Raw genomic sequence first — 13,999 nt, forward strand, 5'->3', positions numbered from 1 at the left:
ATGAAGTTTCACTCTATTGCACTACAACAATTTTTTTATCTGGAAAATAAAGCGTGACAGGTGTCGCTGGTTCAAGAGGTGCAGCGATGTCTGCGTTAACTGTAAACACGCCAATTGCTGTTTCCACAACGCATTGATAACTGCGCCCAAGGAATGTGCACACTTTGATCGAACCCGCAACATGGTTGTCTTCCGCAGCTTTTGCTGTTCCTTGAAGTAGGCAAAGATCATCAGGCCGAATGGCGCCGGTCATACCGAGGCTAGAATCTTCATGTTTTGCAACTAAAAAGCGTTCATCACCAGCCGTAAATTGCCAAGATGCGTCAGTTTCTGACCGTTTATTAAAAGTGAGGAAATTTTTAAATCCAATAAATTCGGCAACGAACTGTGTTTTAGGGTAACGATAAATATGGGCTGGCGTATGGAGTTGTTCGATTACACCATTATTCATAATGGCTACCTGGTCGGAAATTGAGAAACATTCTTCTTGATCATGAGATACATAGACAGTGGTAATGCCAAGTTCTTGTTGAATTCTGCGAATTTCTACACGCATGCTTTCTCGAAGATTGGCATCCAAATTGCTCAGTGGTTCATCGAATAAAAGTAAATCTGGTTCGATGACGAGTGCTCGGGCGATCGCGACACGTTGGCGTTGACCACCTGATAGTTCTTTTGGAAAACGATCTTCAAAACCAATTAAGTTCACCACTTCCAGCACATCTTTAATTCGTTTTCGCATCTCTTGTTTTGATTGTTTGCGAAGTTTTAGGCCGAAAGCGATGTTGTCATACACAGATAAGTGAGGGAACAACGCATAGTTTTGGAAAACAAATCCGAAATTGCGTTTTGAAACTGGAACACGCGTGTAATCTTGATCATTAAAGGTAAAGCTTCCAGCTTTTGATTCAAGGAAGCCGGCAATTAAACGGAGCGTTGTTGTTTTTCCGCAACCGCTAGGGCCAAGTAATGAAATTAGTTTCCCTTTGTCAATTTCTAAGTGGAAATCTTTTAAAATATCCTGTTTTTGATAGGCAACGGTTATTTGGTTGAGGGTTAATAAAGCCATGTTAAAGCCTCCATTCTTTCTCTTTAGCGTTTGGTAAAGTGGGACAAGCCAACAAGTCGTTCGATTAGGAACATGAAGAGCGCAGTGAACACCATTAATAAAACAGAGATTGCAGCAACAGTCGGATCAAAGTAATGCTCCACGTACGTTAGCATTTGAATGGGCAATGTGCTCAGTCCGGGACCAGTTAAAAACACTGAGATATCGACGTTATTAAAAGACTCAAGGAAAGCGATGAGCACTGACGCAATAATGCCTGATTTAATATTAGGGAGGATGACGGTGAAAAATGCGCCAATCCTGCTTGAACCAAGGCTGATCGCTGCTTCTTCAATTGAAAAATCAAAGGTCGCCATACTTGAAGCGATGACGCGAATAATAAAAGGTAACATCAGGATCGTATGCCCAATAAAAAGCGCCGCTTCAAGTGGCAACTGGTAGCTGACGATCAAATAACGGAGAAACGTAAAGCCAAGAACCGTACCGGGAATGAGAATTGGCGAAACGAAAAAAGCATTGAAGAAACTTTTGCCAGGAAAGTCAAAGCGACTTAATGCATATGCGGCAGGTATACCAAGTAAAAGCGCGCATAAATTTCCAAGCAAGCTAATGAACATCGATAGTTTAAATGTTTCCATAAAAGCAGAGATGGCGAAAATGTTTTGATACCATTCAAGCGAAAAACCGCTTGGTGGAAATTGAAGAACCGTTGTCGGCTCAAAAGAAGCGGCGAAAATAATAAAGAGCGGGCCAAGTAAAAATAAAAAAATAAAAAACGTCACGATCCCAAGGCTAATATGTTTTGATTGATTCATGTTAAGACCCCCTTGGATTTAAGATCGTTGCGATTTTTTGGAACAAACCAGTTACTACAAACGTAATGACGATCATAATTGTTGCAACCATTGCCGCGGCATTCCAATCATTAAGCGTAATGGCATTCTGATAGAGAAAGGTGGAAATGACCCGCTGTTGTCCGCCAAGAAGGGCTGGTGTTGTATATGCAGTAAAACTGCCAACAAACACGAGTGTGCTACCTATTACAAGGCCAGGCATACATAGCGGGAACATGACTTTCAAAAAAGCTTTTGCTTTAGAAGCACCGAGGCTTTCAGCTGCACTCAGCAAATCAGTATCAATGTTTTCCATTACGCCTACAAGTGTCACGATCATGAGTGGCAAGAATAAGTGCACCAACCCGATTGCAACTGCAGCAGGGGTATATAGAATGGTTAATGGCTCATTAATGAATCCAATGGAAAGGAGAAAATCATTTAAAAGACCATTGCGACCTAGAATAATCATCCAACTAAATGAGCGAACGACCGGGCTTACCAATAAAGGGAAAATCGTGAGCATTAAAAGAAGTGCTTTTTTGCTGCCTTTTAATTTGGACATATAGTAAGCCACAGGAAAAGCAAAGATAATACAGAAAAACGTTGTCAGTAGTGCGACATAAAGGGTTGTCCAAAGAATATCTAAGAAATAGGCATCCGTTAAAAAGTCCAGATAGCCTCTAAGCGAAAAATTGCCATCATCTATGAAGGTTGAACTGATCGTTAAAACCAGTGGGATAAGCATAAAGATTGCTAAAAATAACAAACCAGGAATAAGCAAAATAGAACGTTTCAAAGAAGCCACCTCATTAGTCAATCAAACGAATGCTTTACATCAGCCTTCGTTTGATGTCATTTGCAAAAAGAATTAGTGTTGAATGGTTGTTAAGAAATAACACAAAAAGGCATTAGCGTTTAAGTTTAAAGCAATATAGGCGTTTGGTGCCTGCTCTAGCCGATTTTGACGATCGCAAATCGTTTGTCCATCGCAAAAACGGCTGTTTGTTTCTACTTCCATAAAATAAGCGGCTGTTTCTGTGAGATCTGGATTTAATGCATACGCCACAGCAAGCGGATCATGAAGTGCGCAAGCTGCAACGCCATTGCGTAGCTCATATCGCTCCATATAATGCTTGGTGCAGTCGGCAATAAAATGCTTAATTGTCGATTCTGGCAAAGAAGCAATGTCTGCTCTTGTTAATAACGCATCACGTGTCACATCAAGCCCAATTTGCGTAATGGATGAGAATCCAGCATGTAAAACGACGCGGGCTGCTTCAGGGTCAACGTACATATTGTATTCCGCCACAGGAGTCACGTTTCCGTGTGTAAACGCTGCTCCACCCATATAAACAACTTGTTTAATAAGATGAACAAGCTCGGGGGCCTTTTTAATCGCTAAAGCTAAGTTGGTTAAAGGTCCCGTCATGACAAGCGTAAGCTCCCCAGGATAACGCTTCGCTTGTTCAATCATGTAATCAGGTGCAAACCCAAGAGTGGGTTCGCTATTTGGCTCGAGCGTTGTGAGAGCTCCGCCGAGCCCATCTTCTCCGTGTACGCTATGTTCAAAAAAGGAAGGACGAATGAGTGGTGTGTTCGCACCTTTGACAACAGGATAATGTGCCCCGAGTAACGCTAAAACCTTTAATGTATTAGTAGTTGCTTGATCTAGAGAAACATTGCCATTGACTGTCGTAATTCCAATTAAATCAGCATCCTCACTCTTAACCGCGAGGATGATACCAAGTGCATCGTCGATCCCAGTATCAACATCAAGCAATAGTTTTTTTCGCATAAAGAATCCTCCTTAATTAGCAATTTCTCTATTCCAACGGTCAATCCATTTTGAAGATTCCGCATTTACGTATTCCATATTAAGCAAGTGCAAGCTTTCAATCGTTTGTTCGCCGTACGTAATGCCTTCTGCTTCTTCTTCTGTAAGCTCAACCGTTGCGTTTACTGGGGAGTCAATTTTTGCTTTCGCAGATGCTTCTTGCGCTTCTTGACTGAGGTGCCAGTTAATGAAAGCTTCAGCTAGCTCCTGGTTTTCACTGCCTTCAACAACATTAACTGTGTTTAATACAGCATAGGCGCCTTCCGAAGGAGTCACAAATTCAGTTTCAGGGACAGCAGCTAGCAAGTCATTTAAATACATTTCCATGAATGGACCAGCAGCAATTTCACCTTGCGAGAACATATTGACAAAGTCGGACGTACGATCATATTCTTTCACAATGTTGCCTTTAAGCTCTTGTAACTGTGCGAATGCAGCATCCTCATCAAAGCTTTCTTCACCAGAAACAGTGGAAGCCGCGTCTAGAAACATCGGACCCGTTGTGGCTGTTATGTTTGGAATCGTTATGTTGTTGTTAAGCGTTTCATTCCAAAGGTCGGCCCAGCTAGCAATGGGGGCATCGACTTCATTAGGGTTATAAGCTATACCGAATTGGCCAACTGTAAAAGCAGGACCGTATGCTTCACCCAGGGGAGCTTTAGCTAAATCATAAAGCTCGTCAATGTTTGGAATGTTGTTACGATCTAATTCAGCAAATAGCCCTTCTTCAATTCCTTGTTGAGCATAGTAATCGGATAAGTAAATAACATCAATAGTAGCTGTACCTTGGCGAATTCGGTTTAATCGTTCTGCGTTATTGCCGATATCAACAACAATGTTTACGTTATGCTCTTCTTCGAATGGAGCATAAATTTCTTCTTGGAAAAAATCCTCGGCAAACCCCCAAGTGGATATGACAAGCTCTGTTGGTGCATTGCCATTGTCACCTGACTGTCCGCAAGCAGCAAGGGCAAAGGCGGTAGTTGGAAGCGCGATGAAGCGAGCAATCTGTTTTTTCATTAGAAAATCCTCCTAAAATGTTGTGTATAGCAAATGAAAAAAGGAAGACACACTTGTAGAAGCGTGGGTACGCAATCTACAGGTGCATCTTCCTTGTGTAAACACTTAAAAAAGCAACCTTGATTTATATGGCGAAATCCCGCATGAGAACATGTCCGATGCGTCCATTTCAGCGACTGGATCATTTTGGTGAAAAGAGAATGTTGGTAAAAGCCCATTGTGTTTTCGCATCATAATCCCGCAACACGACTTCGATCTGGTCGGAGAAGTGAGCATGGAGTTGTTCTGTGAGCTTTCGTTTGTACAATAGCGAAAGATGAAAATCTACTTCTAATTTGAGTGAAGGTATTTCACCTTCTAATGCAGTTGAACGTGCAGCCCGTTTATGTTTTGCTTGAATGGTAACTAAATTTCCGAGCGCCGTCACTTTTAACAACGTTGTGCCAACTCCAAATAAATCTCTGGAAACATCATTATAAAGCTGAGCTAGCAATTTTTTGTTTTCGTTTGTATCAAGTTTCATCTCATCACCCATAAACGAAAATCGATTTTGTAACGTTATTGTACATAAATTATTAGACCTGTGCAATATAATGTTCGGATTTTGTTGGATGTAATTTTCTTGAAATTGATAAATAGGTGGTTTTTACGGGGAAATAACGAACGATTATCGACATGTTGAAGGGTTGAATAGGCCATTTACTTAATAAGGGTAGATGCGCGGAGTGCTGTATTCAAAATTCTAATTTGAATACGCCAATAAGAGTAAAACAATACCCATAAGACTGCGTATAAAAGGTAAAAAAGAACCACAGCAATAATCTGGTTGAGTAAGCCGGTTGGGAAGAAATCGGCATCCCATTTTTAAAAAATGGCAGTCAAAGTAGAGTTAAAAGCAAGCTGAATAGAGGCATTTTATAAATCGCATCAATGACGAAGTGAGATGCAGTTGCGAGTGTCCTATCATTATGCAGCATTCAACAAAAGAAAGGTCGACATCTAAGTGGCGACCTTTTTGCTTCTTTTCTTATTGTTATTTCCTTAATCCCTGACGCCTACACCTTCTTCAGAATGAGCAAGGCGACTAGAGGCAGCTGCAGCAATTGCACCAACGATATCATCTAAAAACGTATGGCAAGCGTCCCCCATATCTTCGTGTTCATTTAACTTCCCAATTATGCCAGGCTTTAATTTATCGATATAGCCAAAGTTCGTTAAACCAATTGAACCATATACATTTACTATGGATAAGGCAATGATTTCATCTACACCGTAAAGCCCTTCATCGAAAGCGATTATTTCTTGTAGTGGTGAGCTAAGCTGTTTCTTTTCTGCAAGTCGGTCCAATTCAATTCCTGTTAACAACGCATTTTGAACTTCCCGTTTAGCTAAAACTTTCATAACATGGTGGCGGCATGTTTCTTTTTTTAGATCTGGGACGTAGGGCTTTTGCAAATCATAAACAAGATCCATAATGTCTTCAATTGTTACGCCACGGTCTTCTAAATTCTCGATTGCTAAATCAATCGTAATTTTATGTATCATGAGAATCGACTCCTTCATCAACTGGGTTCTATAGTCTAAAGATACCCGATTTCTTTATTATATACACATTTAACTAGGACATGAGTACTTCTTTTTATAATGAAAAGCCTTTAGGTCGCGGTGGAGTAAGCCATTCGCTTGCGGTAACTTGAACTGCTGCGCCTTCTGTCGGCAACAGTCGCCGTACGGTTCTGCAGGCAAGTGATTCATAATCGGCTAAATAATGAACATGCTGATCATAAGAGACAAGAACTTCGACAATTGCAGAGGCAGCAATTTCATTGTACTTATTTTGCCAATGTTTATAGTTGTGTAAGTGTGTTACACGTAATACTGGGGTTATCGTTTTAAGAAAGCGTTTTGAGAAAATCTCTTGTGTTGTGGCGAGGTCAGGTTCACGATCACCATAATCAACATATAAAGTGGTATGACAGACGACTTTGCATGCGTACATAATCAATCCTCCATAGTGTATTCCGTTTGAGTATACTAAAAACGACTCAATGAAAAAACAACCAAGATAAATGACGAATATTAAAAGTTTTAGAGTATTTAATGTTCGTATTTTATATTGACATTGATCCAGTCCGTTGCTAAACTAACAGGGAAATTAATATTATAGTTTCGTATACATGCAGTAATAAGGTCTGCACGTTTCTACCGAGCCGCCGTAAAAGGCTTGACTACGATATGAAGAACGAGCTTGTAGCTGTGTTCTATTTCATATCGGCTTTAGGTAGAGCTTACCTAAGGCTATTTTGATATGGAGGGAAAAGAATGGATCGTTTTTTTAAGTTAGGTGAGAACCAAACATCGATCAAACAAGAAGGAGTAGCTGGGTTAACAACATTCCTAGCAATGGCTTATATCTTGTTTGTAAATCCACAGATACTTGGTGCTGCAGGAATGGATCAAGGTGCTGTGTTTGTAGCAACAGCGCTTGCCGCGCTTGTTGGTTCCATCTTAATGGGTTTAATTGCTAATTATCCAATTGCGCTTGCTCCAGGAATGGGGTTAAATGCATTTTTTGCTTATACAGTTGTTATTGGTTATGGTATGTCTTGGCAAGCAGCACTTTTTGCAGTGTTTGCCTCGGGAGTTATCTTCGTTATTATAACGATTTTTAAACTACGCGAAATGATTATTAATGCAATTCCAGAAGAATTAAAATATGCAACTGGTGCCGGAATAGGATTGTTTATTGCTTTTATCGGTTTAAAGGATGCAGGTATTGTAGTGGCAGATCCTGCTACACTCGTTTCATTAGGAGATTTAACACAGCCAACAACGTTGCTTGCGATTTTTGGTGTGATTGTAACGATTGTACTTGTTGTCCGAGGTGTTAAAGGAGCCGTTTTCTATGGACTTGCCTTAACTGCTATTTTAGGGATTGTCACAGGAGTTAATACATTGGGTAATGGTGTGTTTTCAATGCCACCAAGTTTAGCGCCTACTTTTGGAGCGGCATTTGATGTTAGTTGGACAGAAGAAATATTTACTTTGCAAATGCTTATTGTCATTTTAACGTTTTTATTTATTGTATTTTTTGATACAGCAGGTACTTTATTTGCGGTAGCCACACAGGCTGGTTTTGTGAAAAACAATCGTTTGCCACGTGTTGGACGTGCATTATTTGCAGATGCAAGTGCCTCTACTCTTGGTTCAATCTTCGGAACATCCACTACAACGGCTTATGTAGAGTCAACCTCTGGAGTTGCTGTAGGTGGACGAACAGGATTAACAGCAGTTTTTACTGGATTGTTTTTTGCTTTAGCATTGTTCTTCTCGCCATTACTTGATGTTATTACAAATGAAGTGACTGCTCCTGCATTAATTATCGTAGGTGTGATGATGGCCACTGCGCTTCGTCACATTGATTGGACAAAAATGGAGATTGCTATTCCTGTTTTCTTTACAGTTGTCACAATGCCACTTACGTATAGTATTGCGACAGGAATTGCATTAGGATTTGTGCTTTATCCATTAACAATGGTTGTTAAAGGACGTGGCAAAGAGCTTCATCCTCTTATGTACTTGTTGTTTATCGTCTTTATTCTTTATTTAGGTTTTTTACCTCATTAATGGATAGAATGCTGATAGAAGATGATAAGCCTGTTGATCGTTTATGCGGTCAACAGGCTTTTTTAATATACTAGAAGGAACGAGAAGTTATGTTTTTATATTGAAAAGGAGTAAGGGGGATAATCACTTGTTTTAATAGGCTTTTTATTGATTTTTAGTTCAGGATTTCATTTATTTATATCGCTTTTCTAAAGTTTTTTTAAAAAACTTTAGAAAAGCTATTGACGATTCGTGTTGAATATTGGTATTATATCTAAGTCGCCAACACAACAGCAACACAGCAGCGGCAAACGAGTTCTTTGAAAACTGAACAAAAGCCAAGCGTAGTAAAGAGATACAAGGTATCTCGTCAATGAAAGTCGTTGAATTTAAATTCAACGCGCTAGCAACATTTTGATGCTTAGGATCTTCGGTTAAGATCGCGACGTCCATGTCGCAACACCGAAGTTAACACATCCGTGTGTAAGTAAACATTTTAACGGAGAGTTTGATCCTGGCTCAGGACGAACGCTGGCGGCATGCCTAATACATGCAAGTCGAGCGGACAGAAGGGAGCTTGCTCCCGGAAGTCAGCGGCGGACGGGTGAGTAACACGTGGGCAACCTGCCCCTTAGACTGGGATAACTTCGGGAAACCGAAGCTAATACCGGATAACACTTTTTTCCACCTGGGAGAAAGTTAAAAGATGGCGTTTGTGCTATCACTAGGGGATGGGCCCGCGGCGCATTAGCTAGTTGGTAAGGTAATGGCTTACCAAGGCGACGATGCGTAGCCGACCTGAGAGGGTGATCGGCCACACTGGGACTGAGACACGGCCCAGACTCCTACGGGAGGCAGCAGTAGGGAATCTTCCGCAATGGACGAAAGTCTGACGGAGCAATGCCGCGTGAGTGAGGAAGGCCTTCGGGTCGTAAAGCTCTGTTGTGAGGGAAGAACAAGTATCGGTTGAATAAGCCGGTACCTTGACGGTACCTCACCAGAAAGCCACGGCTAACTACGTGCCAGCAGCCGCGGTAATACGTAGGTGGCAAGCGTTGTCCGGAATTATTGGGCGTAAAGCGCGCGCAGGCGGCTTCTTAAGTCTGATGTGAAATCTCGGGGCTCAACCCCGAGCGGCCATTGGAAACTGGGAAGCTTGAGTGCAGAAGAGGAGAGTGGAATTCCACGTGTAGCGGTGAAATGCGTAGATATGTGGAGGAACACCAGTGGCGAAGGCGACTCTCTGGTCTGTAACTGACGCTGAGGCGCGAAAGCGTGGGGAGCAAACAGGATTAGATACCCTGGTAGTCCACGCCGTAAACGATGAGTGCTAGGTGTTAGGGGTTTCGATGCCCGTAGTGCCGAAGTAAACACATTAAGCACTCCGCCTGGGGAGTACGACCGCAAGGTTGAAACTCAAAGGAATTGACGGGGACCCGCACAAGCAGTGGAGCATGTGGTTTAATTCGAAGCAACGCGAAGAACCTTACCAGGTCTTGACATCCTTTGACCACTCTGGAGACAGAGCTTCCCCTTCGGGGGCAAAGTGACAGGTGGTGCATGGTTGTCGTCAGCTCGTGTCGTGAGATGTTGGGTTAAGTCCCGCAACGAGCGCAACCCTTGATCTTAGTTGCCAGCATTTAGTTGGGCACTCTAAGGTGACTGCCGGTGACAAACCGGAGGAAGGTGGGGACGACGTCAAATCATCATGCCCCTTATGACCTGGGCTACACACGTGCTACAATGGATGGTACAAAGGGTTGCGAAGCCGCGAGGTGAAGCCAATCCCATAAAGCCATTCTCAGTTCGGATTGTAGGCTGCAACTCGCCTACATGAAGCCGGAATTGCTAGTAATCGCGGATCAGCATGCCGCGGTGAATACGTTCCCGGGTCTTGTACACACCGCCCGTCACACCACGAGAGTTTGTAACACCCGAAGTCGGTGAGGTAACCTTTTGGAGCCAGCCGCCTAAGGTGGGACAAATGATTGGGGTGAAGTCGTAACAAGGTAGCCGTATCGGAAGGTGCGGCTGGATCACCTCCTTTCTATGGAGTATATTACTCTAGTCGACGAACAACTTCGGTTGTTTGGCGCTTTGGATCTTTTGTTCAGTTTTGAATGAACTCAATTCATTCAATTTCATATTTGACAAAGAGAAGCAAGAAGATCGAGGATGGGAAATGTTCGATTGAAGAAGCGTACTTGCGTACGTGACTGATTGAGAATCATGAACCAGACAAAGAGATTCGCTGCTTATCTATTGTTAAAATAGCCCGTTAAAGGCATGGAACCACGCTAAGAACGCCACGTCTTGTGGCAACGCCTGGTACCGACCTCCTGTGGGCAGGTTCTTTGAAAACTAAATCAAGAAACAACTCAAATAAGTTTTGTTCATCGGTTTTAAACTGTTTGAACGAGACGTCAAGAATTCTTGAGCAACCTTTATTGCTTAAACATGGTCGAGCGTATCGCACGCAGACACCATTTAGGATAAGTTAGAAAGGGCGCACGGTGGATGCCTTGGCACTAGGAGCCGACGAAGGACGCGACGAACAGCGATATGCTTCGGGGAGCTGTAAGTAAGCTTTGATCCGGAGATTTCCGAATGGGGGAACCCACCATCCGTAATGGGATGGTACTTGTATCTGAACACATAGGATGCATAGAGGCAGACCCGGGGAACTGAAACATCTAAGTACCCGGAGGAAGAGAAAGCAAATGCGATTTCCTAAGTAGCGGCGAGCGAAACGGAATCAGCCCAAACCAAGAGGCTTGCCTCTTGGGGTTGTAGGACACTCTATACGGAGTTACAAAGAAACGGAGTAGGTGAACTGTCTGGAAAGACAGGCCGAAGAAGGTAACAGCCCTGTAGCTGAAACTTCGTTTCCTCCAGAGTGGATCCTGAGTACGGCGGGACACGTGAAACCCCGTCGGAATCCGGGAGGACCATCTCCCAAGGCTAAATACTCCCTAGTGACCGATAGTGAACCAGTACCGTGAGGGAAAGGTGAAAAGCACCCCGGAAGGGGAGTGAAATAGATCCTGAAACCGTGTGCCTACAACTAGTCAGAGCCCGTTAATGGGTGATGGCGTGCCTTTTGTAGAATGAACCGGCGAGTTACGGTATCGTGCAAGGTTAAGCTGATAAGGCGGAGCCGCAGCGAAAGCGAGTCTGAATAGGGCGAGTGAGTACGATGCCGTAGACCCGAAACCGGGTGATCTACCCATGTCCAGGGTGAAGGTCGGGTAACACCGACTGGAGGCCCGAACCCACGCATGTTGAAAAATGCGGGGATGAGGTGTGGGTAGGGGTGAAATGCCAATCGAACTCGGAAATAGCTGGTTCTCCCCGAAATAGCTTTAGGGCTAGCCTCGAGTGATGAGTTTTGGAGGTAGAGCACTGATTGGACGAGGGGTCCCCACAGGATTACCGAATTCAGTCAAACTCCGAATGCCAAAAACTTTAACTCGGGAGTCAGACTGCGAGTGCTAAGATCCGTAGTCAAGAGGGAAACAGCCCAGACCATCAGCTAAGGTCCCAAAGTATACGTTAAGTGGAAAAGGATGTGGAGTTGCCCAGACAACCAGGATGTTGGCTTAGAAGCAGCCATCATTGAAAGAGTGCGTAATAGCTCACTGGTCGAGTGACTCTGCGCCGAAAATGTACCGGGGCTAAACGTATCACCGAAGCTATGGCAATTCCTTATGGAATTGGGTAGGGGAGCGTTCCAAGGACAGCGAAGCTAGATCGTGAGGACTAGTGGAGTGCTTGGAAGTGAGAATGCCGGTATGAGTAGCGAAAAGAGGGGTGAGAATCCCCTCCGTCGAAAGCCCAAGGTTTCCTGAGGAAGGCTCGTCCGCTCAGGGTCAGTCGGGACCTAAGCCGAGGCCGAAAGGCGTAGGCGATGGACAACAGGTTGATATTCCTGTACCACCCAGTATTTGTTTGAACGATGGGGGGACGCAGAAAGGTAGGGTGAGCGCGCCGCTGGCTGTGCGCGTCGAAGCATGCAAGGCTGGAACATAGGCAAATCCGTGTTCCGTTCGGCTGAGCTGTGACCGTGAAGGACCTTCGGGTCCGAAATCCCTGATCCTCCGCTGCCAAGAAAAGCCTCTAGTTAGAATACAGGTGCCCGTACCGCAAACCGACACAGGTAGGCGAGAAGAGAATTCTAAGACGCTCGGGAGAACTCTCGTTAAGGAACTCGGCAAAATGACCCCGTAACTTCGGGAGAAGGGGTGCTCTATTAAGGTGAATAGCCTGAGAGAGCCGCAGTGAATAGATCCAAGCGACTGTTTAGCAAAAACACAGGTCTCTGCCAAGCCGCAAGGCGAAGTATAGGGGCTGACACCTGCCCGGTGCTGGAAGGTTAAGAGGAGGGGTTATCCCGCAAGGGAGAAGCTCTGAATTGAAGCCCCAGTAAACGGCGGCCGTAACTATAACGGTCCTAAGGTAGCGAAATTCCTTGTCGGGTAAGTTCCGACCCGCACGAATGGTGCAACGACTTGGATACTGTCTCAACGAGAGACCCGGTGAAATTATAGTACCTGTGAAGATGCAGGTTACCCGCGACAGGACGGAAAGACCCCATGGAGCTTTACTGTAGCTTGATAGTGAGTGTTGGTACCATTTGTACAGGATAGGTAGGAGCCTTGGAAACCGGAGCGCTAGCTTCGGTGGAGGCGTTGGTGGGATACTACCCTGATGGTGCTGACATTCTAACCTCGACCCGTGATCCGGGTCAGGGACATTGTCAGGTGGGCAGTTTGACTGGGGCGGTCGCCTCCTAAACAGTAACGGAGGCGCCCAAAGGTTCCCTCAGAATGGTTGGAAATCATTCGTAGAGTGCAAAGGCATAAGGGAGCTTGACTGCGAGACCTACAAGTCGAGCAGGGACGAAAGTCGGGCTTAGTGATCCGGCGGTGCCGTATGGAAGGGCCGTCGCTCAACGGATAAAAGCTACCCTGGGGATAACAGGCTTATCTCCCCCAAGAGTCCACATCGACGGGGAGGTTTGGCACCTCGATGTCGGCTCGTCGCATCCTGGGGCTGAAGTAGGTCCCAAGGGTTGGGCTGTTCGCCCATTAAAGCGGCACGCGAGCTGGGTTCAGAACGTCGTGAGACAGTTCGGTCCCTATCCGTCGCGGGCGTAGGAAATTTGAGAGGAGCTGTCCTTAGTACGAGAGGACCGGGATGGACATACCGCTGGTGTACCAGTTGTTCCGCCAGGAGCATCGCTGGGTAGCTACGTATGGACGGGATAAGTGCTGAAAGCATCTAAGCATGAAGCCCCCCTCAAGATGAGATTTCCCATGGCGTAAGCCAGTAAGACCCCTTAGAGATGATGAGGTTGATAGGTCAGGAGTGGAAGTGTGGCGACACATGGAGCGGACTGATACTAATCGGTCGAGGGCTTATCCTAATTAATTCTTGAATTTGAGTGTGTTTCGGATTTAGTTTTGAAAGAATCCTTTCTTTCAATAAGGTTGATGGACACCACGCTAAGAGCCACGTCCTGTGGCAACGCCTGGTACCCACATCCTGTGGGCAAAGAGAAGCAAGGAGTTCGAGGACAAAAGTGCTTGAAAGAAGGAGCGTACTTGCGTACGTGACTGATTGAAAGACACGCAT

9 protein-coding genes, 2 rRNA genes and 1 riboswitch are annotated in these 13,999 nt (G+C 44.6%); of the genes, 3 read left to right on the forward strand and 8 right to left on the reverse strand.

Annotated features, from left to right (window positions below; genetic code table 11):
- Window positions 1–13 precede the first annotated feature (13 nt).
- The 8 genes from BK584_RS19900 to BK584_RS19935 all read right to left on the reverse strand — a co-directional run bounded on the left by BK584_RS19900 (window position 14) and on the right by BK584_RS19935 (window position 6,758).
- Window positions 14–1,069, reverse strand: coding sequence for an ABC transporter ATP-binding protein (locus BK584_RS19900; RefSeq protein WP_078394200.1), 1,056 nt, complete (start codon window positions 1,067–1,069; stop codon window positions 14–16).
- A gap of 23 nt (window positions 1,070–1,092) precedes the next feature.
- Window positions 1,093–1,884, reverse strand: coding sequence for an ABC transporter permease (locus tag BK584_RS19905; protein WP_078394201.1), 792 nt, complete (start codon window positions 1,882–1,884; stop codon window positions 1,093–1,095).
- A 1-nt stretch (window position 1,885) separates the two neighbouring features.
- Entirely contained in the window at window positions 1,886–2,650 is a 765-nt protein-coding gene (locus tag BK584_RS19910) for an ABC transporter permease (RefSeq protein ID WP_437182777.1), read from the reverse strand.
- Between the two features lie 123 nt (window positions 2,651–2,773).
- Window positions 2,774–3,700, reverse strand: coding sequence for a nucleoside hydrolase (locus BK584_RS19915; protein ID WP_078394203.1), 927 nt, complete (start codon window positions 3,698–3,700; stop codon window positions 2,774–2,776).
- A gap of 12 nt (window positions 3,701–3,712) precedes the next feature.
- Complete coding sequence (locus BK584_RS19920; protein ID WP_078394204.1) at window positions 3,713–4,759, reverse strand: ABC transporter substrate-binding protein; 1,047 nt, start codon at window positions 4,757–4,759, stop codon at window positions 3,713–3,715.
- Window positions 4,760–4,940: 181 nt separating this feature from the next.
- Complete coding sequence (locus BK584_RS19925) at window positions 4,941–5,282, reverse strand: DUF2294 domain-containing protein (protein WP_180320519.1); 342 nt, start codon at window positions 5,280–5,282, stop codon at window positions 4,941–4,943.
- A 518-nt stretch (window positions 5,283–5,800) separates the two neighbouring features.
- Complete coding sequence (locus BK584_RS19930; RefSeq protein WP_139365718.1) at window positions 5,801–6,304, reverse strand: phosphatidylglycerophosphatase A family protein; 504 nt, start codon at window positions 6,302–6,304, stop codon at window positions 5,801–5,803.
- Between the two features lie 94 nt (window positions 6,305–6,398).
- A complete protein-coding gene (locus tag BK584_RS19935; protein WP_078394207.1) occupies window positions 6,399–6,758 on the reverse strand; it encodes a hypothetical protein in 360 nt (119 codons plus the stop codon).
- 150 nt (window positions 6,759–6,908) lie between these two features.
- A riboswitch (purine riboswitch) is annotated at window positions 6,909–7,010 on the forward strand.
- A 71-nt stretch (window positions 7,011–7,081) separates the two neighbouring features.
- Here BK584_RS19935 and BK584_RS19940 point away from each other — a divergent pair.
- From BK584_RS19940 to BK584_RS19950, 3 genes are all read left to right on the forward strand, one after another.
- On the forward strand, window positions 7,082–8,386 hold the full coding sequence (locus BK584_RS19940; protein ID WP_078394208.1) for an NCS2 family permease: 1,305 nt from the start codon (window positions 7,082–7,084) through the stop codon (window positions 8,384–8,386).
- Window positions 8,387–8,861: 475 nt separating this feature from the next.
- A 16S ribosomal RNA gene (locus BK584_RS19945) occupies window positions 8,862–10,412 on the forward strand.
- Window positions 10,413–10,855: 443 nt separating this feature from the next.
- Window positions 10,856–13,790 (forward strand): 23S ribosomal RNA (locus tag BK584_RS19950).
- Together the 16S and 23S rRNA genes form the textbook arrangement of a ribosomal RNA operon.
- Window positions 13,791–13,999 lie beyond the last annotated feature (209 nt).

The sequence above is a fragment of the Shouchella patagoniensis genome (assembly GCF_002019705.1).
GTDB classification, from domain to species: Bacteria; Bacillota; Bacilli; order Bacillales; family Bacillaceae_D; genus Shouchella; species Shouchella patagoniensis.

Excerpts from the sequence above, each read along its gene's own strand:
- BK584_RS19900 (WP_078394200.1), bottom strand. The coding sequence starts at position 1,069 with ATGGCTTTATTAACCCTCAACCAAATAACCGTTGCCTATCAAAAACAG.
- BK584_RS19905 (WP_078394201.1), bottom strand. The coding sequence starts at position 1,884 with ATGAATCAATCAAAACATATTAGCCTTGGGATCGTGACGTTTTTTATT.
- BK584_RS19910 (WP_437182777.1), bottom strand. The coding sequence starts at position 2,650 with ATGCTTATCCCACTGGTTTTAACGATCAGTTCAACCTTCATAGATGAT.
- BK584_RS19915 (WP_078394203.1), bottom strand. The coding sequence starts at position 3,700 with ATGCGAAAAAAACTATTGCTTGATGTTGATACTGGGATCGACGATGCA.
- BK584_RS19920 (WP_078394204.1), bottom strand. The coding sequence starts at position 4,759 with ATGAAAAAACAGATTGCTCGCTTCATCGCGCTTCCAACTACCGCCTTT.
- BK584_RS19925 (WP_180320519.1), bottom strand. The coding sequence starts at position 5,282 with ATGAAACTTGATACAAACGAAAACAAAAAATTGCTAGCTCAGCTTTAT.
- BK584_RS19930 (WP_139365718.1), bottom strand. The coding sequence starts at position 6,304 with ATGATACATAAAATTACGATTGATTTAGCAATCGAGAATTTAGAAGAC.
- BK584_RS19935 (WP_078394207.1), bottom strand. The coding sequence starts at position 6,758 with ATGTACGCATGCAAAGTCGTCTGTCATACCACTTTATATGTTGATTAT.
- BK584_RS19940 (WP_078394208.1), top strand. The coding sequence starts at position 7,082 with ATGGATCGTTTTTTTAAGTTAGGTGAGAACCAAACATCGATCAAACAA.